Source organism: Deinococcus sp. Arct2-2 (genome assembly GCF_004801315.1).
In the GTDB taxonomy this organism is placed as follows: domain Bacteria; phylum Deinococcota; class Deinococci; order Deinococcales; family Deinococcaceae; genus Deinococcus.
In genome coordinates this window covers 1-21,959 of record NZ_SSNW01000014.1, presented here as the reverse complement: position 1 = coordinate 21,959, position 21,959 = coordinate 1, and the positions used below count along the sequence as shown (strand labels likewise).

The window sequence follows — 21,959 nt, the reverse complement described above, 5'->3', positions numbered from 1 at the left end:
GCACCGCTATGCACTCAGAAGTTCAAGGTGCAACCTCTGAGTCTGACAGTTTTAGGCGGGGTTGACGGTCAAGTGAAGCGCGAGCCGCTGGATTACCGCGGCGAGCTCGGCAGGTTCAATTACCGTTATGGGAGCGGTGAGTGCGATGCGAGCAACCGTCATGGCAAGCCGGCCGAGATCTTCACTGCGAATCGTGATTGTGTTGCAGTTCGTTTCTCCCTCGAATGGTGTGTGATCCACCCACCGAAGCACACTCTCGAGTTCGGCGAACGAGGCTTGCACGGTAATTCTCGCTTCCGCCTGACGAGGGGTCGAGGCGAGTGAGGTCGCGACGAAGTCTGCCGCATCACCTCCTGGTATCCCGCGTGGTGGGAACTGATCTCCCGAGATTCGCGGTTCTCGGAGTCGGTCTAGTCGAAAGGTTCGCCAATCTTGGCGAGTCTGATCCCAGGCGACGAGATACCAACGACGATCCGAAGTCACGAGTTGATGCGGCTCGACGATTCGTTTGCTGCTTTCGCCGTCGCCTCCCCGGTATTCAAAACGCACGAACTCGCGGTCGCGACAGGCCGCGGCGATCACGCTGAGGGCTTCTGGGTCGATGTCATCATCGTCGCCCATGCGCCGGAGAGAAGTGACGCTCGAATGCAGCGCTGACACACGTCGGCGCAGTCGATGGGGCAAGAGCAGTTCAATCTTCGTCAGCGCACGCAGCGACGTTTCTTCTATGCCATCTATGGCTGCCTCAGCGGCGTAGCGCAGTCCGACGGCTACGGCGACAGCTTCGTCGTCGCTGAGAATCAGAGGCGGAACGTGTGCCCCTGTTGCCAGGCGATAGCCACCGTATTGTCCCGACGTGGCATCGACCGGATAGCCGAGGTCGCGAAGCCGCTCGACGTCACGGCGCACCGTTCTCTCGGTGACCTCCAGCGAAAAGGCAAAAACTCAGAGACCTGCAACATCAACCAGTCTTCACCGACAGGAAATGCACTGGAGTACCGTGAAGGCATGGGTGTGCTCCGAATTCAACTGAAAGACCATCTGGACGTCACTGCAATCAGCGTTAAACTGCATCTCGAAATCTCGGGCGAGACGCTGGTGATGGGCAACGCTGCCACTGAACGAGTTAAAGAAGTGCGGGACGTCACGCAGCAATTGCAGGCCGCAGGCATTCCAACCTCTCAGATTCAGGTGAAAGGCGTAGAAATCAGCACTCGGACTGGGCTTCTGACGAAAAGCCAGAAGGCCCGGTTCCTCCTCGTGGTGGAGACGGAAGCCGCGTTGCTGCCGGAGGTACTGAGCCTGTTGGCGAACCAGAAGCAGGTGGATCTCACTCGGTTGGAATGGATCTTCGACGATTTTGAGGCCAGTCTTCTGCTCGGGCCACAGGCCATGCACAAGGCCAGGCGACGCGCAGAAGTCATCGCTGAGGCGGCCGGTCACCGGGTGGTCGGGGTGCACCATGCGTCTGATACCTGGGAGATGCCCGTAAGCGTCATCAATCTGCAGCCAGATTGGATGGCTCAGGACGTTCAGCGGGCGCCGCGCGCCCGGGCCAGTTCACTCGATGCAGGGGTGCAGTACAGCTCAACCCATGTGCTGACAGTGCAGCTCACCGTAGACTTCCAACTCGAGTAGCGAGAGAGGCTAGGGGCCTAGCGCTTACTCGTCATCTGAACTCGCCTCTTCTCCGCCAGTTGTGGCTACTTCAGCTCGGTAGGCTGGTGAACAATGAGTGACTGGAAGCCGCAGCGGCTCTCGTTTTTCCCGGAGCGTCATCGGGTCTGCTCTGTGGCTCGCCCACCGCTTCAGAGAGGAGCGGAACGTAGCGCCAGCTCCCATCTTCACAGCAGACCCAGATCCAAGGCCCGCAGCACCGCTTGCAGCCGATCTTGCCTCTCCAACTTGGACAGAAGACTTGACACATGATTTTTGACGGTGCCCTCTTGCAGATGCAGGGCCCGCGCCACCTGTTTATTGGAGTGTCCCCCTGCCATGAGCCGCAAGACCTCCAGTTCGCGGAGGGTTAATTCTGGCTGTGGGTTGGCTTGATCCACCGGAAGAAAATGCCTGGGCAAGGCGCTGTGGATGGTCCGGTCTCCCTTGACGGCCGCGTGGAGAGTCTCGGTCAGCACTGCAAACTCGACATCTTTGAGCAGGTAGCTGTAGGCCCCCAGCCGCAGGCCTGCCAGCGCCGCGGCCGCCTCACTGAAAGTGCTCAGCAACACGACGGCCACAGCATTGCCCTCGGCACGCAGCGCCTGAAGCACCTCCAACCCGCCTAACTGCGGCATTCGGACATCCAGCAGTAAGACATCTGGCTGTAGGAACCGGGTCAGCTCTAGGGTCTCGCGGCCGGTGGCGGCTTCCCCCACCACCTCTATCCCTGAATCGAGGGACAGCAGCCGGGCCAAGCCTTGACGCACGAGGGTCTGGTCATCGGCAAGCAGCAATCTCATGGGCGGCAGCTTGGCACGCAGGCTTCCAAAACAAAACGGCCCCGTTCGGTGTAAATATGCAGGGTGCCGCCCAATGCTGAGAGCCGTTCCCGCATGCCCCGCAGGCCCTGCCCCGCTGTTGCCGAACCTCCCGCCACCCAACCGTCATTCTCAATCCGCAGCACACTGCCCTGCGGTCGTCCCAGCAGGTGCAGGCTCACTCGCTGCGCTCCAGCATGCCGAACAGCGTTGGTCAGGGCTTCCCGGGCGCACTTGAGGTACACCTCACGCAGTTCGGCGCTGAGCGTGACGCCGCCGCACTCCACCTTGAACTCAATAGGCAGGTGGGTGGCCAAGGCCTCAAACGCTTCGGGAAGCGGCAAGAGACTGGGGTGGCGAACGTCGCGGATGGTTTCCCGCACCTCACTCAGCAGCTGCCGGTTCATGAGATTGGCGCGCGCCACGGAAGCGGCCACCTCACCCTCCGCGAGTTGTTGGGCAAATTCCAGTTCCAGCCCCAAGGCCACCAGGCGGTGCCCTAAGGTGTCGTGCAGATCCCGGGCGATGCGGTGACGCTCAGCGTCCTGGGAGGCGGCCGCTACGGCGTCCCGCGCCGCTTGCAGCTCAGCGTTGAGATTGATCAAGGTCAGCTGCTGGCGGCGTTCACGCCAGACGAGCTGCATCAGGTGGGCAGAAAACAATTGCATCAGCATATAGCCGGGGTACAGCAGCAGCGCGAAGGTGGCCGGTACCCCCGAAGAGTTGGCCCAGGCCAGCGCACTGGCTTGAACCACGATCCACAGGGTCGCTGCACGCACCGGTACGACGGTCACGATGGCGACAGCACTCACCACTTGAAGGGCCAGCGCAGTGAAGGCCTCCAAGTGACTGAAGACCAGATTAAATGCGACCGACGAGAGCGACATCAGAACCACCGCGCCCAGCCGGTGTTGCGCTGCCACCCGCGGCAGGCTGTAGCCTGCCAAGCCGACACCAAAAAAGAGGAAACTGATCACCCCGACCCCGCCCAACCCCACCGTGAGGCGATCAGGTTGGGCTTGCCAGAGGAGCCCGATCAGCACTGCTTCCCCGGCGTACACCAACCACGCCACCCAAAAGCCCAAGGTGGGCGACAGCCAGCGGCTAAGGTGTGGGTCTGCCGAACGACGCGCGCTGCCCAAAGAGTTCATAGCCTCCTGTACGGTAGCACCGCTCCCCAGGTTTTCCAGTGTCAAGTGCCATTGGTCAGGGGTCAGTGGGGTGCCCTCTGACAGGAGACGTGGGAGGTACTGTCCAGCAGACTGCGGGTGTACCTAAACCCTTGTCGGGTGCGTCGCCCTCGTTGTGGGGTGGCCAGAGCAGCGCTCACCCCCTGTTCTGGGTTTCCTCAACTCTTCCCATCCAGATTCAGGAGGCACCATGCACAAAGCCCTTCCGCTGCTCACCCTCTCAGCGCTGACCCTCTGCGCGTTGTCCGCCTGCAGCACAGCGGCTTTCCCGGAAGGCAACCTCCAAGCCCAGCAGGTCTGCGCCGATTGCGATCCAGATTCGGGCGGCGGGGGCGGGTATGGCGGGGGCAGTGGGGGCGGCGGCACGCCTCCACCGCCGGCCTCTCTCCGCATCCGCACCGAGCTGACCGTCAACCATCAAGACGTCATCTATCCCTGGGAGAACCCTGAAGCCGAAGTCTTCAGTGCGGTGCTGTTTTTCGAGGAAAATCAGGGGGGAAGCTGGCAGCGTAAACGGGCCAACTCCATCGAGATCAAATGCTACGAAAATGGCGGCCTGAGGGATCAAGACCGCGAGTCGAATGCTTCGCGCGTGGATGTCCAGTTCAACGAAGACATTCGCGACGGTCTGCAGATTGCCTGCGACTACACAGCCGTGAACAACGGCGTCACGTACGTGGATCGCCGCGTCCGCACCTTTACCCGTTACTAAACCCTGTCTATGGGCGATCTGGGGGGCACCCCAGCGCAGAAACGTTCATCGGCCAGAGGTCTGCATTGACAGACCTTTGGCGGCTCACTGCCCTTCGGTGGGAGCCCTACCTCCAGCCGAAAAGGAGATCTGTGAAGAGACCGTCTATGTTGGCTCTCCTGCTCGCACTGTCGCTCACGGCGTGCGGAACCCACACGCCTGAACAGGGTTCTCGCACGCCAGACTCGCCTTCTGGACCTCTGGAAGCGCTACGCAGATACTGTCCGCCAGATGCCGAACCGGACTGTGAACCGCCTCCGCCGCCCCCACCGCCGAGTTATGACCTGCCTCAACCGGTGGATCTCGCGCTGGATAATGATGGCGATGGCCTTCCAGACGGTCTGGAAGATCGTCTCGCCTCACACTTCATGCCCTGGGTCTGGTTCGACACGGGTGAGAATTACGGGTGCAGTGGGCCTGCCGCCCCTTGGAATCCTGGTACAGCCCTGGCCCGCATCCGGCCCCATCCTGGTGACGGGGGCAAAATCGCCATCCAGTACGTGCTGTTGTACAGCCGGGACTGTGGGGACTTTTTCGCGTCTGGGCACGACGGAGACGTCGAACCCTTTGCATTGACCTTGGCTCCCAATGCCGATTGTCCTGACGGATACGGCGTTTATGCGGCGCAGACGGTGGCACATGAGGGGACAGTCGCGGATTCGCGTGAGACGCAGTATCTGGGCCTGAGCTGCACCTGGGGCCGGCTGGGCGGCGGCACAGGCGTGTTGTTCTCGTCGGAGAACAAACATGGGAACTATTTGAGCACCGCCCGCTGTGACCGGGGAGGATTTTGGGGGAGCGACCACTGCTCCTACGGCTTCCAGGTGCCGTACAACGTTCTTAATGTCGGGGAACGCACCCGGCGGCGCATCAATGCCCTAGGAGCCTATCAATTTCCCAATGAATATGTTTGGTTCGGTACCGCCTTCTGCGGCAGTCGAGGAGCCTGTGGCGGGCATGCGGGGAGCATCCTGTCCAAACTTAACACCGATGGCCTACTGGCCCCCGCCTATTGACGCCGACAAGGTCAGGGTAAACGGAGATCCCTGATTGGCATCGTCAGGGGCGTAAGGTGAAGTGGCTGCACAGCAAAGAGAAAGGCGAGCTTCCGCGGCCTGCAGCACCACACGCGTGCGTGAGAGCAGCATTGAATACAGTGCCTTATGGATCGCATGCTTCGCGCGCAGGTCGAGGTTCAACCCTACACGGTTGGCATTGGGCGGAGTTCATCCCTCTGTCGGTGACCGATCTCGGTGTGCTGGTGCTAGGCCAGGCTGAAGCTCCAGATCCCTGGGAGTTGGACAGCTGGCCGCTCCTCCTGACCACCGCGGTGTCCGGAGTCCCTCCCCTCAGGCGCAGCGGCGCCTCGCTGTCATCCGCCGGGCCTTTGAGTTCATGGTTTTGGTGACCAACATTGAGCCCGAAAGTACTCACCTCGTATAGCGGGAGCCCTTTCCGCCCTACGACACGTGCATCCCATCTGGCTGGTTGTTCGCCCAAGACCCCGGTCCGGTTCAGGCAGATCCGCATGCCTCACTGCCCCGCGTAGACCTGCAGTTCGTAGAGGGAGTAGCCGTAGCCGCCGATGCGGGTCAGGCCCTTCATGCGGACGTACTGCCCGGTGCCGCTGACCGCCACCGTCTGAGTGCCGCCGGTACCGTTGACCACCGGTGAGGCCGGAGTCCACGCTGTGCCGTTGTCGGAGACCTCGATCTGGAAGGTCTTGGCGTAGGCGGCTTCCCAGAGGAGAGTGACTGAGCACAGGGGCTGCCGGGAGCCTAGATTGACTTGGAGCCACTGGGGATCGCTCCACTGGCTGGCCCAGCGGGTACCCCCGGTACCGCTGCCATCGAAGGCTTGTTGAGCGCCCAAGTACGCTGGATTTTCGGTGGACGAGGCTGAAGCGGCTTTGCCCAGCGCCACATTGGTGGGGTTGCACGTTCCCGCTCCCCCACTCGCTGCGCCGCTATACGGCAGCGAGAGATAGTAAGAACCCAGTTCGGTCAGTTGACCATCGGCACCCAGCAGCCCAGTGAAATGGGTGTCGTTGGTCCAGCGCCCCGTGAACCAGGCGTAGCGGAACACATCTGGGCGTGCCTCGAGCGTCGCGACCATCTCGGCCATTTGCGCCTTTTGCTTGGCGACGCTATCGATCTGCGCGTTGCCGTCCCCCACATGCCAGTTGGCAAACTCCGTCACCCAAAACGGCTTCCCATACTTCTTGAGTCGGTCGAGCTGTCCGGCGAGGCCATAGTCGTACCAATGAAAGCCCAGGAAGTCGATCTGGGGATCACGGCCTCCGTTTTTGGTGCGGTAGGCCGTATAAAAGGCGTCGAGCCACACCACTGGGTCATTGTAATTGGGCAGGTTGCCCCAAGTGATCTGCGGCCCGACGATCTTGACGCCCGTGTTGCGCGCGACCTGTTCATATCTCGGCCAAATGTCGGCGGCCTGCGTGGGGGTCAGGTTGGCTTGCGGCGCCGTGAGGTTCGGCTCGTTCATGACCAGCAAGTACTTGACGGCTGGATTGGCCCTGAGTTTGCCCTCAACGGTGGCCGCGTCAAAGTTGCCGTTCCACAGCATAGGGAGATAGTCCATGCTGTAGCGCGCGCTGTAATCCGGCGGCACGCTGCTGTTGGGAGAAGACCCCCAGTTGTACCACCAGCTCACGCCGGGTGCGAGCGCGCTGAAGTCGGCGGCGCTTGACAGGTCGTAGGCGATGCCGCGCTTAAAACTTTTGGCGATCGCCTGAGACTGAAGGCGGTGCTGTGCGCCTGCCTGGGCCCCTGGCTCCACGTCCGACTGGCGCGCGGACGTGCCCGTGTTACCGCAGCCGCTCAGCAGCAGAGCCAGTCCAGCCGATAGGGTCAATACGTGATTTCGGTTCATCCGTCACCTCTTGGGGAGTGCCGCACAGCTCTTTCGCGGCAGAGGAGGAGGGCGCAGGGTTGGGTTGACCACTGGGAAGCGGACAATTATTCACGCCTCCCCAGTGGTCAAGCCGCCGTCGCCCAGCGCTAGTGGAGGCGGTAGTCGGAGCCCAGTACAGGTTTAACTTCGGGATGGTAGAGATCAGCGCCTTGCGCGCTGCACTGGAAGCCCTTGCGGATGCAGCCGTCGACCAGCGCCTTCAGGGTGGCCGGATCCCAGGCGTTGAAAAAGTCGTAGTGGAACGAGTACCCGCGCCCGCTGGAGAGGCGCACGCGCGAGGTGTCGCTGCCCGCCGGAAACGCCATCTTGAATTCGATCTTGGGGACAGCGATGGGGTGGGACGCGGGGCACACGCCGTTATCCTGAGTGCTGCCCACCGGGTAAGCCATATGGCGTTGATGGTCGGGGGAATCAAGGTGCAGGCCGTCCCAACAACTTGGCGCCTGGTACCGCAAGTTGAGCTGGCTGCCTGCCGCGCAGCTCGCTGGAAAGTCGGACAGGCCCGTCTTATCGCCGCACTCCCAGCCCACCACGGATTCGGCCAGGAACTCTTCGCGCGTGGCGTTCATATCGCCCACGATAAAGCGCAGGCCGGCTGGAAAGGGGCGCACGCTGGTGTAGTCGGTCACGCCCGCTTTGTAGTAGATCACCTGCGTTCCCACGGGCTGCACCGGGGTATCGCCGTTGAGCATGGTCGGCATCCAGTACGCCGAGCGGTCGTCGGGGGCCGTACAGGAGCCGCCCCCCGCCTGCAGACTGGAGAGGGTGGTGCCCGCATTGGTCGTGGTGTTCCCCAGGAAGGTATGCAGGTGCGACGCACCGGGTTGGGCAAAAAATTTGATGGGATCGTCGGACAGGTTGCTGCGGCTCACCGAGCAGTTGGCCTGAAACTCATGGTGTCCAGTGGGCGTGGGCTTGGCCGTGGAGGACGTCACGCCCGTCACCGGTTGAGGGGCGTCCACCCAGCCGGCACCCGAGGTGGCCGGGCCGCTGCCCGAGGGGCCGAACACTTTCATGTCCAGGAGCGAGTAGCCGTAGGGTGAGCCGCGCACCGTGCCGGTCAGCCGCAGATACTGGCCTGAGGCCGTCACGGTCGGCTTGATGGTCTGGGTGCCGCCGGTGCCCGTGGCCGTGCTGTAAATCTGCGTCCAGGTCACGGCGTCGTTGGACACCTCGATGCGAAAGGCTTTGGCGTAGGCCCCTTCCCACTGCACCGTCAGGCCGCAGACGGTCTGCACACGGCCCAAATTGACCTGAATCCACTGCGGATCAGTGTTGGCCAGACTCGACCAGCGGGTGGTGTCCGTGCCGTCAAAGGCGTTGCGGGCCTTGAATTCGAGGGACTGAAGGGAGGAGGCGGCGGCCACCCGTCCCTGCGCGAGGTTCACGCTGCCGAGGGTAGCGCAGTCCCCCAGAGCTTGAATGGTCAGGCTGGTTCCGTCCATATTCATCCCCGCGTGATCCATTCCGGCGAGATTCGCGCCTGTCTGGGGCAGCCGCGCTGCCGTGCCGCTCTGCTCACCGCAGCTGCCCAGCAGCAATGTCAGGCCAGCCAGGGTCATCAGGAGAGGAACGCTGGAACGCTTGGGCGAGAGGGGAGCGCTGAGAAGCGGAGCCGGGGTGATCCGTGCGTCGTCTGGCATGATCGTCTCTCTTGAAAGCAAGTGAAGGGGGCGTTTTCAAGCCTGTGCACGAGGGACACGGTGCGAACGTGCCCCTCGTGCTGTCCAACTTGGGGGCTGGGGCCGGTTATTGCGGGTATTCCCGCGCCTCGTGCCAGCCCCCTCGCAGTCGGTTTTCCCGCCTCAGGGGTAGTTGATCACCGTGCTGGGCGCGGTGTTCTTGGCCGGATCGGCAAAGGGGACCGTGTCGCCCACCGTGTTGATCACGCGGTCGATGTACCCCGTGTTGCCCAGCGAAACGGTCAACACGCTGTGCATCTTGACGCCCGGAGTGTTCGGCACCTCAAAGCCCCGGTCGGCGTGAACGGCCGGATTGGTGCTGAAGTAGGCATAGGCTCCCAGTCCCCAGCCCTCATGGGTGGTGACGTTGTCGGCCACCTTATAGGCCGCATAGCCGTTGGCCCCCGCACGCCAGGTTGCTTGGTTGGGCACGTCGTAGGGCATTTCGTTCTGGAAGAAGATGGTTTTGCCGCCTTGACCGTTCCAGATCACTTGGTACTTCTGGTAGTGCTCGACGAACAAGCCGGTCGCCAAGACGTTGTTGCCGTTCACGATCACGCCGGTATCGGCCGTGTTGATGGTCCAGCCCGTGGGAGAGTTGCCGTGGTCGGCCCGCCAAGCCCAGATATGGTCGATGAGGGTGTGGTCAGAGTGGACGATCAGGCTGGTGGTGGACTTGCCCGCCACCGCGCCGCCGATGCGGAAGTACACGTCCTGCACGCTGATTGGGTTGGCCGCGTGACTGACGTGCGATCCGGCGGTGCCCACGGTCAGTAGCGCGGGGCTGTTCACGGTGCCGGCGTCGAACAGCAGACTGCTGATGTTCACGCCGTCCACGTCGGCAACCTGCATGGCGTTGACACCGCCGTCGGGAATCAGGGTCGGGAAGCCGATACCCGTCACCACGGTACCCGCACGGGTCACGTTCAGGGTCTGATTGAGGTGGTACACGCCGGGCGTGAAAAACAGGTTGAGGCCTTGTGAGAGCGCCTGGTTAAGCGTCGCCGCGCTGTCGCTGGGCCGGGCCACATAAAACTGGCTCATGGGGATAGACGTACCGGGCGTATTGGGCCAGGTGATACCCGCCGAGTTGGTTCTTAAGCTGGGCACGAACACGTTGTACTTGCCGTTCTCAAAGTACAGGTACGGCTTCTCGCGCGACGCAGGGGTGGTGGCGAGCGTGGTGTAGGCAGGTTTGGGGAACGTCTGGGCGGGCGCGCCCTGCACGCCGGAAAAGACCATGTTCCAGTTGCTGCCGCTCCAACTGCCCAGGGTGCTGTCACGGGTGTACCACTGCTGCTGCGACCCCGAGGTCACGGCGCCGTCAACCTTGCTGTCGGCGATGTAACCGCCGCTGGAATAGCCCTGACCAAAGTCCTGATTGGAGGGTCCCATGGTGAGGTTGCCCCGGATATGCACGCGGCGCATGGGCGCGGCCTGAGACACGGCCCAGCGGTTCGTACCGCCTTCGGGGACCACGGCGAGGTTCTCGGCGCTGCGCCAGAAGTTCTGGGTCGCGTTCCGCTCGTCGCCGAACACCCAGCCGCTGTCCACGTTGACCGCGCCGTTGATGGTCACGTCATCGGGATTGCGCCCCAGACCTGCGAGGGCCGTGTAGAAGCCTACGTTGGCGAAGACGCGGCCGTAGGTGCCCGGTTTGAACAGAAACACGTTGCGCTGGTCGCCGAACTGCGCGCTAGGATTTTTCAGCTGCGCATTGAAGGCTGTGTCCAGCTTGGACTGGATGGTGGAAATAGGGGTGGCCGGGTCAAAGACTGAAACGTTCGGGCCAAAGTCTGGGGTGTCGGAGGTGGGGAGCGTGGTGGTGCCGCTGCCCGCGTAGACCTGCAGTTCGTAGAGGGAGTAGCCGTAGCCGCCGATGCGGGTCAGGCCCTTCATGCGGACGTACTGCCCGGTGCCGCTGACCGCCACCGTCTGAGTGCCGCCGGTACCGTTGACCACCGGTGAGGCCGGAGTCCACGCTGTGCCGTTGTCGGAGACCTCGATCTGGAAGGTCTTGGCGTAGGCGGCTTCCCAGAGGAGAGTGACTGAGCACAGGGGCTGCCGGGAGCCTAGATTGACTTGGAGCCACTGGGGATCGCTCCACTGGCTGGCCCAGCGGGTACCCCCGGTACCGCTGCCATCGAAGGCTTGTTGAGCGCCCAAGTACGCTGGATTTTCGGTGGACGAGGCTGAAGCGGCTTTGCCCAGCGCCACATTGGTGGGGTTGCAGGTAGCCAGCGCTTGAAGTTCTGCAGCAGCTGGACGGGGGTTTGTGGAGGTGCCGCAGGCAGTTAAGGCGACGGTCAGTCCGGTCAACAGGGTGACAACTTTGTTCATGGTGCTCCTCAGTGAACAGCTCGGAGTGACAGCGCTCCTGGCGCAGTGCTGAGGGAGCAGACACCTCAGACGCTCGGGCACGGGAGTTATAGCGCTATAATTTTGTGACGGATAACAGGCCGATGGATGCTCAAAGCCAAAGGCACCTCCTGACTCGGTAAGCGCAGAGAAGGGAGAGGACTGGATGATGTGTGTTCGTAGAATGTAGCGCTATAATTGGTAGAATGCAAGTTGAATCTCCTGTTGCCCTGCCCCGTGAGCTGCTAAATCCACTAGACCGTCATGCCAGATAAGGCCGGCAGTCCGGTACTGACCCTGCACGACGTCGCGGTTCGGGCGGGCGTTTCGCCCATGACGGTGTCCAACGTGATCAACGGAAAAAATGTGGTGCGTCCAGTGACCCGGCAACGGGTGCTGGAGGCCATTGCCGAGACCGGCTACCGGGTCAACGCGACGGCCCGTTCTCTCGCCGGCGGCCGCAACCGCTTGATCAGCGTCTTCACGCCTCAGCTTAACCGTCCCTATGCCTCGGAAGTTGTGCAGGGCGCGGCCCAGGCTGCGGACCGGCTGAATTACGATCTGGTGGTGATGATGCTGGTTGGGGCCAGCACCTCGGACTTTTCCACGATGACACGGCTGTCCGCCGGTGCCCTGCTGATCCAGCCCTCGCGAGAAGGGCAGTGGGGGAACATCGAGTTGCCCGCCCATGTCGTTAGCGTAGACGGCCCTTCGGCGCATCCTCTGACGGTGGACAACTACGGTGGGGCACGCCTGGCCATGCAGCATTTGCTGGCGCTGGGGCACACGGAGATCGGGTTCATCAGTGGCTTAGAGGCTGAACCAGAGGTGGGGGACGCCGCGGCTTACAAAGAGACGTTTGAACGCAACGACGCCCATGAGCGTTTGCGGGGCTACCGTGAGGGTCTGCTTGCTGCCGGTTTACCCCTCCAGTCTGAATACGTACAGCACGGTGACTTCACCAAACTCAGCGGCGCGCGCGCCGCTGAGCAGTTGCTGCAGCTCTCCCGGCCTCCCACGGCCCTGTTCGTTTCTGGGGACGCCATGGCGCTCGGCGCCATTCACACCGCTCAAGATCGGGGATGGCAGGTGCCGCGAGACCTCTCGGTGGTGGGCTTCGACAACTTGCCGCTTTCGGCGGCGGCTCGCCCAGCGCTGACCACGGTGTCTCAACCCCTTCACCGGATCGGTGAGCAGGCCGTGCAGCTGCTCGTGGGGCTGGCTGAGGGCCAAGAGACGGCGCTCCCTCCACCTTTCCTGACTGAATTGATCCTGCGTGAATCTACGGCAGCGCCCCGAATCTCATGGCCGGGAGCAGACCTGTGAATATGACGGAGTGCGAGAAAGCGAAAAGGAGCCGGCCTATACTGAGCTGTACAGGTCTCTAGAAAGCGGCATGGCCTGACCCCAACCCACCAGACTAGGGGAGAAGGCAGACCTAGCGGCCGCCTATCCTGAGCCTTAAGCCGTTTTGCTGTGCCCCAAGGATAGGGGCGGAAGCACGTTCCAGAAATCTTACTTCGCTAAGAAAAATTTCGCGTCCCACCCGTCTACTGCAAAATCGGTACAACGAAAATCCGATTGAACCGGCAGCCGAGTTGGTGTCCCGGTTTAAGGCAGGTTCAATTGGGATAAGTGCTATACGAGATTAAATTGAATCCTTGACAGAGGGCGGGTTCGCCGCTTGTAGCCCCCTCGCCCCGCTGCAACCCAAGCGCCCCTCTCGCGCAGGTGGAGAGGGCAACACCAACACGTACGAAACGCTTTTGGTTCTCTCTGGTCAGTGCTGTTCCCGCAAGAGGGCAGCACGCCTGACGAATGTCCTCGGCCAACAGTTCAGATTGTTTTATGGCGGTGAAGTGCCCACCCCGGGCCATGGGCGTCCAGTGGTACCTGTTGTACACCCGTTCAACCCAACTCCTCGGCGGCATCGGCAGCCCATGGGGGAACAGCGCCGTACTGAATGGTGGCTGTACGCGCTCCCCAAAGCCAAAGTGAACCGGCTCCCGCCGATTCTCGCGGCAGAGCTGCACCGATGAGCCGATCATGTTGGTCAACCAATACAGCGCGATGTTCGTCAGCGGCGCGTCGGTGGAGATCCCCAGCCCCTTACGTCCGTCCAGGCGTAACACTTCTCAGCGATTCAAGCAGCTAGGCAGATCGGTGAATCACTGAGTCCATAGGTGGCCGTCTGTGGCCGATGATCCTGGAGGGGCCCATACCCATCCTCTTCCTCGTCCCACGCTGCGATCCGCGCCAAGAACGAACCGGGGATGTAGTTGATGTGCAGGCCGATGACCCGCGCTGGACAATCGAAGCCGAGCCAAGCGGAGCCCCCTGCTCCAATGTGACCTCCGTGCGCTCCGAACCGGGCTTAGCCGAGTCTGGTCATCAACTGTGCCCAGCGGCCCGCGATCTGACGGCTGTGGGTGCTGGGCACTTCCGACGGGTTGGAGAAGCCGAAACCAGGCAAAGACTGAACGGCCACATGAAAAGCGTCGGCTGAGTCTGCGCCGTGCGCATCTGGGTAGGCAAGCAAACGCACCAATCGTTCCAACTTGACGAATAAGCCTGGCCAACCATAGGTCAGCATCAGCGGCAGTGGAACGGAATCTGTACCAGGCTGGTGAACCAAGTAAAGATCTCGCCCATTAAGCACTGTCTCGTACTGAGCCACTGACTGAGCTGCGCTTCCCGCGCCCACCCATCACATGACGCCTGCCAGTGCAAAGTCAAGTGCTGAACGACGGCGAGGTCAGCCCCGGCATCCCAGCCACCTGGAAAGGACAGGGGCTACCGGGTCTGAAGCAGTCGGCGCTTAAGCCCTAGGAGCTGCTCGTCTGGAGTACCGAGGTGTCCACGCTAGCACTAGCTGCGGCCGGTTCACCCCTCCTGAGCCAGTTAGGGCAACGCTACCCTTTCGGTAGCTCATGGAAAGCGGTGATACAGCTAGGTCGGCATGTCGAATGATGATCAGCTTGAGTCGGTGACGGTAGGACTTTGGAGCGGTCACAGCGGATCAGCCTAACCTGACCGAATTGAAGCAGCATAACCACATCGGGTTATGCTGCTTTAAGCGGCTGCACGGTTAACTTGGTACAACCATTCTGGAAAACTCTACTTGGAATAAGGCCCCCCCTTCTGGCGCGTTCATGACCTCGACGGTGCCCCTATGCAGCTCAACCAGCTGTTTGACGATAGCTAGGCCGAGACCGGAACCAGAACCGTGGGTGTCCGAATGGTAAAAACGCTCAAAAATCCGCGCCTTCGTCGCGTCGGCGATGCCGGGGCCGGAATCATGAACGAGAAGCTTCACAACTGTTCCCTGCGCCTCAACGCACACGCTGATTTGCCCTGCCGGAGGAGAGAACTTCAGTGCGTTTTCCAGCAGATTCATGATGACTTGAGAGAGCCGTGCGGAGTCACCCCGCAAGACTGCCTTCTGCACAGAGAGGTCGAGATGGACTCCTTTCAGGAGGGCGCGCTGCCGAAACCCGGCCACCACGTCGCTGGCGACAACAGCCAGATCGCACGTCTCAAAATTAAGGTTCAGTTTGCCCGCATCTGCCAGCGAGAGGTAGCGCAGATCCTCCACCAACCGTGCCAAGAAATCAGTGTGCTGTTTAAGAATATTGATTTCGTTCAAATCTAGCGTAAAGATGCCGTCTTGTAAGGCGACGAGCCGGGCTTGCAGAACGGCCAGCGGGGTTCGTAGTTCGTGGGCGATCGAAGCTGTGGTGGCCTGTCGTTCGGTCTCAAGCCGTTCAAGAGAAGAGGCCATCAGATTGAAGTCGTCGAGAAGGCGGAGAGTTTCACCGCTCTGCCAGTTCAAATGCCTTCTCTGCGGCATGAACGGCAGTTGGGCACGGGCGCTCAAATCTCCCCCAGCCACTCGCTGCGCCGCCTTCGAGACTGCGCTGAGTGGCCGGGCCAGAGACCACGCGATGAAGGCCGCCAGCAGCGTGGCCAACATGAATCCAAAGAGCGATCCCCAGGCTGGCACAGCTGCTTCATCCGTGAAGAGCGACGTCAAGCCTTTGGCAAGTTGAAACAGGACACAGAAGACCACCAAGACACCCATAATGGCCAGCCAGAGGCCAACCCAAATGCGGTTCATCAGCTGCTCCCGTTGCCCAGACGGTACCCGACGCCACGAACTGATTCGAGTGGATCAGTGGCCCCGATGGCACCGAGCTTCCGCCGTACGCTGTTGAGATGTGCGTCGACCACACGTTCCAGCGCCCCAGATTCAGGCAGACACGCCTGGATGAGTTCGGCACGGCTGAACACACGCCCTGGATGCCGGGCCAATAGTTCCAGCAGCCGAAACTCGCTCAAGGTCAGATCGAGGCGCTTGCCCAAAGCCTTGACCTGCATCCCGCGAGAATCAATTTCAAGTCCGGCCACAACTACCGGCTTCTCCCCGTCCCTGGGCTGCGCGCGCCTCAAGACCGCCTTGACCCGCTCGATCACCTCAGGCGGATTAAAAGGTTTAGTCACGTAGTCGTCCGTGCCCATCCTAAATCCCACCAGCCGGTCAACATCGTCGACGCGGGCGGTGACCATGATGACCGGGGTGTCCCCAGCTTGGCGGATCCGCCGCAGAACCTCAAACCCATCGAGCTTGGGCAGCATCACGTCAAGGAGCACTAGATTTGGGCGGGTGGCGTAAAAGAGTCGCAGAGCACTTTCACCGTCAAGGGCGCGTTCGGTTCGGAACCCTTCCCGACGCAGATAGGCCTCAAGAACCTGACTCAAACTCGGTTCATCCTCGACGACGAGGACAAGTGAAGACCGGGATGCCAATGAACCCATCCCTCAGTGTAAGAGGAGTGGAGCAGTGGCAGCTGGGTTTTGAGAAGATTGGAACAGGATGGGATGAGAACTCGAGATCCAAGCAGCTGAAGGAGGGTGATCCTGCCGGCCTGAGGAGCACTCCTGAGAAGTTGCGCGAGATCGGAAAGATCTTGTCAAAGGCCGGGCTAAGGCTGATTGATTGGCACCGACACTGCTGTTGGCACCGGTCGCCTTTCAGGTGTTGCGCCCCGCACCGGTTGACCGCCGTTTCACTTCCCAGCCGCCTTCCTTAACCGACGGCCCTCTTGAGGGCTTCGGCCGCTCTAGTAGGAGTCTTCTATGTGTGCAAACCGCACTTCTCGCTCAATGCTGGCCACCATTTGTCTGTTGTCGCAGGGCACTTTTGCCCAGACTGCGCTTGACCACACAACCTTCGCGCTGGGCGGCGGCGGTCAACCTTCCTGCAGCGTCGCTCAGTCTACGTTCGATCCTGTACAGCTCGACGCCTACATACGGCGCATGATGAAGGAGTACGGCGTCCCTGGCGTGGGCCTGGCGGTCATTGAGAACGGCAACATTCGGTATGTCAAAGGGTACGGCATCCGCGACGTGAAGACGCGCGCGCCAGTCACGGTCAACACGCAATTTGCCATCGGTTCGGTGACGAAATCATTCACCGCGTTGGACATGATGGTCTTGGTCGAGGACGGCTTGGTTGACCTTGACGCGCCGGTTACGACCTACATCCCGGAATTCAAGCTGGCCAACCTGGTGTCCACCCGAACCGTTACTGTGAGGAACCTGCTCACGCATTCAACCGGATTGGTCAGAACCGACGCCTCAACGTTCAATCCGAAACTGACGGCCAAAGACATCATTGCGGCGGCGGCAAGTACGCCTCTGGTCGGTAAACCCGGCGAAACGTTTGTCTACAGCAATGTCAACACAATTATCGCCGGTGAAATTATCAGCCGGGTCAGCGGTCAGCCGTGGCAAGTCTTTACCCGTCAGCGTGTGCTGCAACCGCTGGGAATGAATACGGCGACACTCTCTATTGAGAACCTTAAAAAACAGCCTGATATCGCCGTGGCGCACGAGCTAAATGTGAAAGGCGGCGGCTCGCAACCCACCGACTATCTGACCTTAGGAGCGGACGCTCCCGCTGGAGCCGTCAACGCCAGTGCCGCTGAGATGGCCCGCTACGTGCGCTTCCAGCTCGGTGACGGTTCCCCACTCCTTTCTCAGGCCAGCCTCAATGAGATGCACCAAGGTCAGGTGGCTGCACCTGACTTCAATCTGCCGGGCATCTTTGCGGATCAGGCGCGTAAAGTTGCCGCCAGACCGTCGGATGTACCCGCTTCACTTGTCACCGGCGAGCGCTACGGCTTTTACTGGGGGGTCGAAACGTTTCTCGGGGAGACGCTGGTACAACACGGCGGGAATGTCACAGGCGAAACCGCCAATATCACCCTGTTGCCCAAACGGCGTTCAGGTGTGGTGATCTTGGCCAATGTCGAGGGAGCCAACACGTTTATGGAAGCAGTCCGGTTGCATGTCGCCAAAGTCCTGCTCGGCTGTCCAGGGCCCGATGTCAACGCCGTACTGCAAGCACAACTCAAACTTTTAGGTCAAGACAACGTCAGTATTGCAGCGGATCGGCTGGCGGCCCGCACTTACCAGCCTCACGCCTCAGAACTGAGTGTTCTGGTGGGCAGCTACAAAAGTCTGGCTGACAGTAAGCCAACCCAGATCACGGCCGTTGACAGTCGCACGCTCAAACTAGAGTCTGGTTTTCAAGGCGTTCGGTTCGCAGTTAACCTGTTGCCTTTGGGCAAGAACCGCTTTATGGCGACCAGCCAGCCCCTCATCGGTGGCGTGATCAAATTTGTCGACCGCAATGAAAAGCGCACCATTGAACTCGAAGGATTGACCGGTCCTATTCCACTCGCGGTCTCTGACCAATGAACAAGAGGTTCCGCAATTTCTTCGATGCCGTGTCACGCGGCGTCGAGTTGGTGGGGGGAAGGCTGCATCTCGCTCAGGACGTACCGTTCCGCGTGGCGAGCGGGTGCGCCTGACGCACCAGCAGCACCGCATGAACTGCCTCCACCACACCAAGCCCAGTTTTCTTGGGCCTAGATGGTTCGACAGCGGCAGCGCCCTTGACCGAGACGTTGCTTGATCAAGCGGTCAATCACTTTGATGCCCCAGCGGGCCTGGAAGGCCCGCACAGTCCATGAGGGCTCGAAGGTACTGAACAGGAACAAGCAGCTCCATTGGCCGTGAACCTTGCCCCAACTAATAAGTTCTGTCGAACGCGCCGCCCTCGCGCGGTACCCGGAGGCGATGGGCACGCTATCCCAGCTCGGCGGAAAGAGGGCACCGTTCGGGGGGAACACGCTCAGCCTCAACCCCCATGTTCCGCTGAGCCCGCACCAGTACGGGAATCTGGGTGTCGTGACCTTCAGTCACGACCTGATCTCGTCCGAACTCTCCATCCAGCCGTACCCCGGCGATCGACACGCCCGCCTCCCGGCACTGGATGACGGTATGCATCACCTCCTGGGTCGCGGTGCGGTACGGATACAGGAGGGTGTCCAAGAGGCGGGAGACTGTGAAGTGCTCCAACAGCGGCGTCGGATCGGCCCCGAACTTCACCAGGGCCACTGAGGCGAACTGATGCTCCAATGGAGTTCGTGCCTGACTGCTGGAGTGAAAATTCACACCCTCCATCTCCAGCCCAGCGTGGGGCACCATCCCGAAGACTATGGCCAAGAACGCGTCAAAGGGCGCGTTTGGGCTTGAGTCGGTTTCGCACTCGTGTGGCATCAAGTCCGCCAATTTAAATAAGGGCGTTATCGGGTATAGAAGACCTCAACGAATTCGAAAATTGCCCACCGAACCACAGCTCGGCTTTCCAAGGGAACGCTGGCCGAACCGGTACGGTCATTTCTTTGGAACACCGTCCCCTGCGGTGCGTGGTGGTCAGTCGTCTCCAATCACAACTGCGCTCAGCGCTTCGAGTTCAGCGGCCAGAACCCCCACAGTCTCGATCTGCCGGGCCGCCTCGCTTCCAGGCGACGCGGTCAGGGCGACAATCTTTAGGTCGGTGTCGCCAGCGGAGAGCACATCACAATCGACCTCCACCTCACCGATCAGCGGATGCTCGATGACTTTCCGGTCATCGGTGTGCTGACCGACCACCCCCCCACGCCAGAGGTCCGCGAATTCCGGGTTGCCGCTGACCAGGTGCTGCACGAGGTCACTCAGGCGCGAATCTCCCGGGTAGTGCGCGCTCGCCCGCCGGAGATCCGCGACGAGCGCGCGGTCTGAGACCAGTTGGTTCCTGACCCGCACCGGCCACGCGGCCACCTGCGCCCGGCGGCCCGGCACCGGGAAGCGCGCCGCCGCAAAGTTGCGGTCTTCCGGGGCGACGCCGGAGGGGTCTCCCACCAGCGCCGCCCAGCGCTGATTCCACCAGACCTGCCGCCAGTCTGCCGCGAACACCGAGACCGGCATCTCGCCCAGCCGGGTCAGCAACCGGCGAACGCCCGGTGAGATGAGGTCGCTGATCAACCGGTCTGCCGGAGGCTGCAGCCCCGCCAATCGGTACAAGTGGTCACGCTCTGCCGGGACGAGGCGCAGGGCGCGGGCCAGTTCCGCCACAACCGTCCCCGATGGCGACGTGGCGCGGCCCTGCTCTAGCCGGACAATGTAATCGACCGAAAGCCCCGTCAGTTCCGCCAGTTCCTCGCGCCTCAGTCCGGCGGTGCGGCGAAGCGCGTGGGCGGGAAGGCCGATTTCGCTCGGCGTCAGCCTGTCGCGCCACACCCGGAGGGTGGCGGCCAGACTGCTGGTGTCGGTCATGGATCTGATGGTAGCGCCGCTTGGCGCAAAGGAACGTGGGATTGGCAGTCCTATGGACGCCCGGTCTCTGGTCACGTGCGCGTTTGCCCCCCACACTGTCTGCATGCCCATCACCTTGATCACAGGCGCAAACAAAGGCCTCGGTTTCGAAACCGCCCGGCGACTCATCGGCCTCGGCCACACTGTCATCATCAGCGCTCGCAACACCGGACTCGGCCAGAGCGCCGCGCAGCAGTTGGGGGCCCGCTTCGTGCAGCTCGACGTGACAGACGACGCCTCCGTCACCCGCGCGGCACAGGACATTGAAGCGCACGAAGGGCGTCTCGACGTGCTGATCAACAACGCCGGGATTTCCGGCCCCCACCGGGAAACCGCGCAGCTCACGGGCGCAGACGCCACCGAGGTCTTCAATACCAATGTGGCGGGAATCGTGCGCGTGACCCAAGCTCTCCTGCCCCTGTTGCAGCGCGCGGAACACCCGGTGGTGATCAACGTCAGCAGCGGAATGGGGTCGTTTGCCGCCACGCACGACCCGGAGCGGCCAGAGGGGCAGTTCGTCGCCCCCCTCTACACGGCGTCCAAAGCAGCGGTCACAATGCTGACCACCCAGTACGCCCGGGGGCTGCCCAGCATCCGCTTCAACGCCGTCGATCCCGGCTATACCGCCACCGAGTTCAACGGCCACAGTGGGCCTCAGACTGTGCTGGAAGGCACCGACGCCATCGTCACCCTGGCGACTGAGGCTCCAGAGGCGGGGACTGGCCGGTTCATTGACCGCTTTGGGCCGGTGGCTTGGTAGGCACCGAGCGAGGGGAAGAAGCGGCGGGCCAGCCCAGAACCGGAAACCTAGCCCACCCCACAGCCTGAAGCGGTGGAGGTCAAGGTACCTGAGGGGTGAAGGTACGTAATCAGCCTCCAGCGGGGGCCAAGCTGAACTGGAGTGAACCAACGGAAGAGGTTGAGAGGCCGTGCAGGTCGCCACTGGACTGTCTTCTGCCCGTGCGGCTGAGCTGCGGCTGCACCGTTATCCAGCAGGAGTGCGTTTCTCTCGGCCAAGTGCTGCGCCGGGCCTGACGTTAGGAACTCCAGTGCAGGTGCGCCCTCTTCAACGCGCCTGCACGCAGGACAAGCAGGTATGCTGGGCGCGTGCCCCGTTCAGCCACTGCATCCCCGACCGTGTTGGGCGTGGCTTGCGGTGTGCTGGCGTGGACGTTGGCCGCGCTTAACGGAAAGGTGGGGCGGTTGAGCTTGGTCACCCTGCTGACCAGCATCCTGATCAGCTACGGTGTGGGCGCGCTGAGTCTTTGGGTGAGACCGGGCCAACGGCAGACCTCAGCGGATGCCGGCACCCTCGCTCGGGGCAGACTGGGGCGCTACACCACTGGATTTCTGCTGACGGTGGCCTTGCCCGTGCTCGTTGGGGCGGGCGTGTGGTGGTGGTCCGTCTCACAGGCCCGCTTCTAAGCTGAGCATTGGAGCCGCTTTGATCCACTGTCTTAAGGCGAGCAATAGGGTTCCAAGATTGCGGGCAGTGCCGGCGATATTTTCGGTGGACTGCGCGAGTTGCGCAGGCACCTCGCTTGAATTCGGCGGTATACGTGTTGCGCTGGGTCATGGGGTGCCTCCGCGTGAATCGGGGCTTAACTCCAGGTGTGCAACATCGACTCACCCTCAGTTGAGATTTGCGCCCGCTATGGCGTGACTTTTCCGCCCCCCTCTTCCTAATCTTCAGAAGGCTGCGGGGGCCATGGTTAACCGTAGACATGGCGCAGCAGTCTCAGGGGCAGACCCTTGGGAGGAGGAACTTAGGATCAGATTTCCCCTCATACGGACTCCGATTCGTTGGTTGAGAGAGGCCACCCGTGGAAGAGGGTGTGCTGGGTGAGGAGGTCAGGCTGTGTTTCGA

The 21,959-nt window shown here is 61.7% G+C and carries 19 protein-coding genes; 7 read left to right on the top strand and 12 right to left on the bottom strand.

Annotated features, from left to right (window positions below; translation table 11 throughout):
- Positions 1-51: 51 nt before the first annotated feature.
- Entirely contained in the window at positions 52-621 is a 570-nt protein-coding gene (locus E7T06_RS08390) for a WYL domain-containing protein (protein ID WP_240740923.1), read from the bottom strand.
- 54 nt (positions 622-675) lie between these two features.
- Between E7T06_RS08390 and E7T06_RS21475 the strand changes: the two genes are divergently transcribed.
- A complete protein-coding gene (locus E7T06_RS21475; RefSeq protein WP_136365385.1) occupies positions 676-1,638 on the top strand; it encodes an SIMPL domain-containing protein in 963 nt (320 codons plus the stop codon).
- A gap of 206 nt (positions 1,639-1,844) precedes the next feature.
- Here the strand turns inward: E7T06_RS21475 and E7T06_RS08380 are convergent, their stop codons facing one another.
- Together E7T06_RS08380 and E7T06_RS08375 are read right to left on the bottom strand one after the other, a co-directional pair.
- On the bottom strand, positions 1,845-2,459 hold the full coding sequence (locus tag E7T06_RS08380) for a response regulator transcription factor (RefSeq protein WP_136365384.1): 615 nt from the start codon (positions 2,457-2,459) through the stop codon (positions 1,845-1,847).
- The gene (locus E7T06_RS08375) at positions 2,456-3,628 is read right to left on the bottom strand and encodes a histidine kinase (RefSeq protein WP_136365383.1); all 1,173 of its coding nucleotides are present in this window, start codon (positions 3,626-3,628) and stop codon (positions 2,456-2,458) included. The genes E7T06_RS08380 and E7T06_RS08375 overlap by 4 nt, the downstream gene beginning before the upstream one ends.
- Positions 3,629-3,857: 229 nt before the next feature.
- On the opposite strand from E7T06_RS08375, the gene E7T06_RS08370 reads away from it, so the two are divergent.
- Positions 3,858-4,379, top strand: coding sequence for a hypothetical protein (locus E7T06_RS08370; RefSeq protein WP_136365382.1), 522 nt, complete (start codon positions 3,858-3,860; stop codon positions 4,377-4,379).
- A gap of 407 nt (positions 4,380-4,786) precedes the next feature.
- Complete coding sequence (locus tag E7T06_RS08365; RefSeq protein WP_136365381.1) at positions 4,787-5,434, top strand: hypothetical protein; 648 nt, start codon at positions 4,787-4,789, stop codon at positions 5,432-5,434.
- 517 nt (positions 5,435-5,951) lie between these two features.
- On the opposite strand, the gene E7T06_RS08360 is transcribed toward E7T06_RS08365, so the two are convergent.
- The 3 genes from E7T06_RS08360 to E7T06_RS08350 form a co-directional block, all read right to left on the bottom strand.
- The gene (locus E7T06_RS08360; RefSeq protein WP_136365380.1) at positions 5,952-7,307 is read right to left on the bottom strand and encodes a glycosyl hydrolase; all 1,356 of its coding nucleotides are present in this window, start codon (positions 7,305-7,307) and stop codon (positions 5,952-5,954) included.
- A 128-nt stretch (positions 7,308-7,435) separates the two neighbouring features.
- A complete protein-coding gene (locus E7T06_RS08355; RefSeq protein WP_205750856.1) occupies positions 7,436-8,992 on the bottom strand; it encodes a DUF1996 domain-containing protein in 1,557 nt (518 codons plus the stop codon).
- A gap of 162 nt (positions 8,993-9,154) precedes the next feature.
- Positions 9,155-11,371, bottom strand: a complete 2,217-nt coding sequence (locus tag E7T06_RS08350; RefSeq protein WP_136365379.1) for a discoidin domain-containing protein — start codon at positions 11,369-11,371, stop codon at positions 9,155-9,157.
- A 282-nt stretch (positions 11,372-11,653) separates the two neighbouring features.
- Between E7T06_RS08350 and E7T06_RS08345 the strand changes: the two genes are divergently transcribed.
- Positions 11,654-12,715, top strand: a complete 1,062-nt coding sequence (locus E7T06_RS08345; protein WP_136365378.1) for a LacI family DNA-binding transcriptional regulator — start codon at positions 11,654-11,656, stop codon at positions 12,713-12,715.
- 296 nt (positions 12,716-13,011) lie between these two features.
- Here the strand turns inward: E7T06_RS08345 and E7T06_RS08340 are convergent, their stop codons facing one another.
- From E7T06_RS08340 to E7T06_RS08325, 4 genes are all read right to left on the bottom strand, one after another.
- Complete coding sequence (locus E7T06_RS08340; RefSeq protein WP_136365377.1) at positions 13,012-13,521, bottom strand: hypothetical protein; 510 nt, start codon at positions 13,519-13,521, stop codon at positions 13,012-13,014.
- Between the two features lie 242 nt (positions 13,522-13,763).
- A complete protein-coding gene (locus E7T06_RS08335) occupies positions 13,764-13,982 on the bottom strand; it encodes a hypothetical protein (protein ID WP_136365376.1) in 219 nt (72 codons plus the stop codon).
- A gap of 495 nt (positions 13,983-14,477) precedes the next feature.
- On the bottom strand, positions 14,478-15,506 hold the full coding sequence (locus E7T06_RS08330) for an ATP-binding protein (protein ID WP_136365375.1): 1,029 nt from the start codon (positions 15,504-15,506) through the stop codon (positions 14,478-14,480).
- Positions 15,506-16,204, bottom strand: coding sequence for a response regulator (locus tag E7T06_RS08325; protein WP_136365374.1), 699 nt, complete (start codon positions 16,202-16,204; stop codon positions 15,506-15,508). Before E7T06_RS08325 ends, E7T06_RS08330 begins: the two co-directional genes overlap by 1 nt.
- Before the next feature lie 348 nt (positions 16,205-16,552).
- Here E7T06_RS08325 and E7T06_RS08320 point away from each other — a divergent pair, with 348 nt between their 5' ends.
- Positions 16,553-18,151, top strand: coding sequence for a serine hydrolase domain-containing protein (locus E7T06_RS08320; protein ID WP_168733439.1), 1,599 nt, complete (start codon positions 16,553-16,555; stop codon positions 18,149-18,151).
- A gap of 390 nt (positions 18,152-18,541) precedes the next feature.
- Here the strand turns inward: E7T06_RS08320 and E7T06_RS08315 are convergent, their stop codons facing one another.
- Complete coding sequence (locus E7T06_RS08315; protein ID WP_136365372.1) at positions 18,542-18,943, bottom strand: hypothetical protein; 402 nt, start codon at positions 18,941-18,943, stop codon at positions 18,542-18,544.
- A gap of 228 nt (positions 18,944-19,171) precedes the next feature.
- A complete protein-coding gene (locus E7T06_RS08310) occupies positions 19,172-20,053 on the bottom strand; it encodes a helix-turn-helix transcriptional regulator (RefSeq protein ID WP_136365371.1) in 882 nt (293 codons plus the stop codon).
- A gap of 103 nt (positions 20,054-20,156) precedes the next feature.
- Here E7T06_RS08310 and E7T06_RS08305 point away from each other — a divergent pair, with 103 nt between their 5' ends.
- A complete protein-coding gene (locus E7T06_RS08305) occupies positions 20,157-20,852 on the top strand; it encodes an SDR family NAD(P)-dependent oxidoreductase (RefSeq protein WP_136365370.1) in 696 nt (231 codons plus the stop codon).
- Between the two features lie 347 nt (positions 20,853-21,199).
- Positions 21,200-21,517 (top strand): hypothetical protein, encoded by a 318-nt coding sequence (locus tag E7T06_RS08300; RefSeq protein WP_136365369.1) that lies wholly within the window; start codon positions 21,200-21,202, stop codon positions 21,515-21,517.
- Positions 21,518-21,959: the final 442 nt, after the last annotated feature.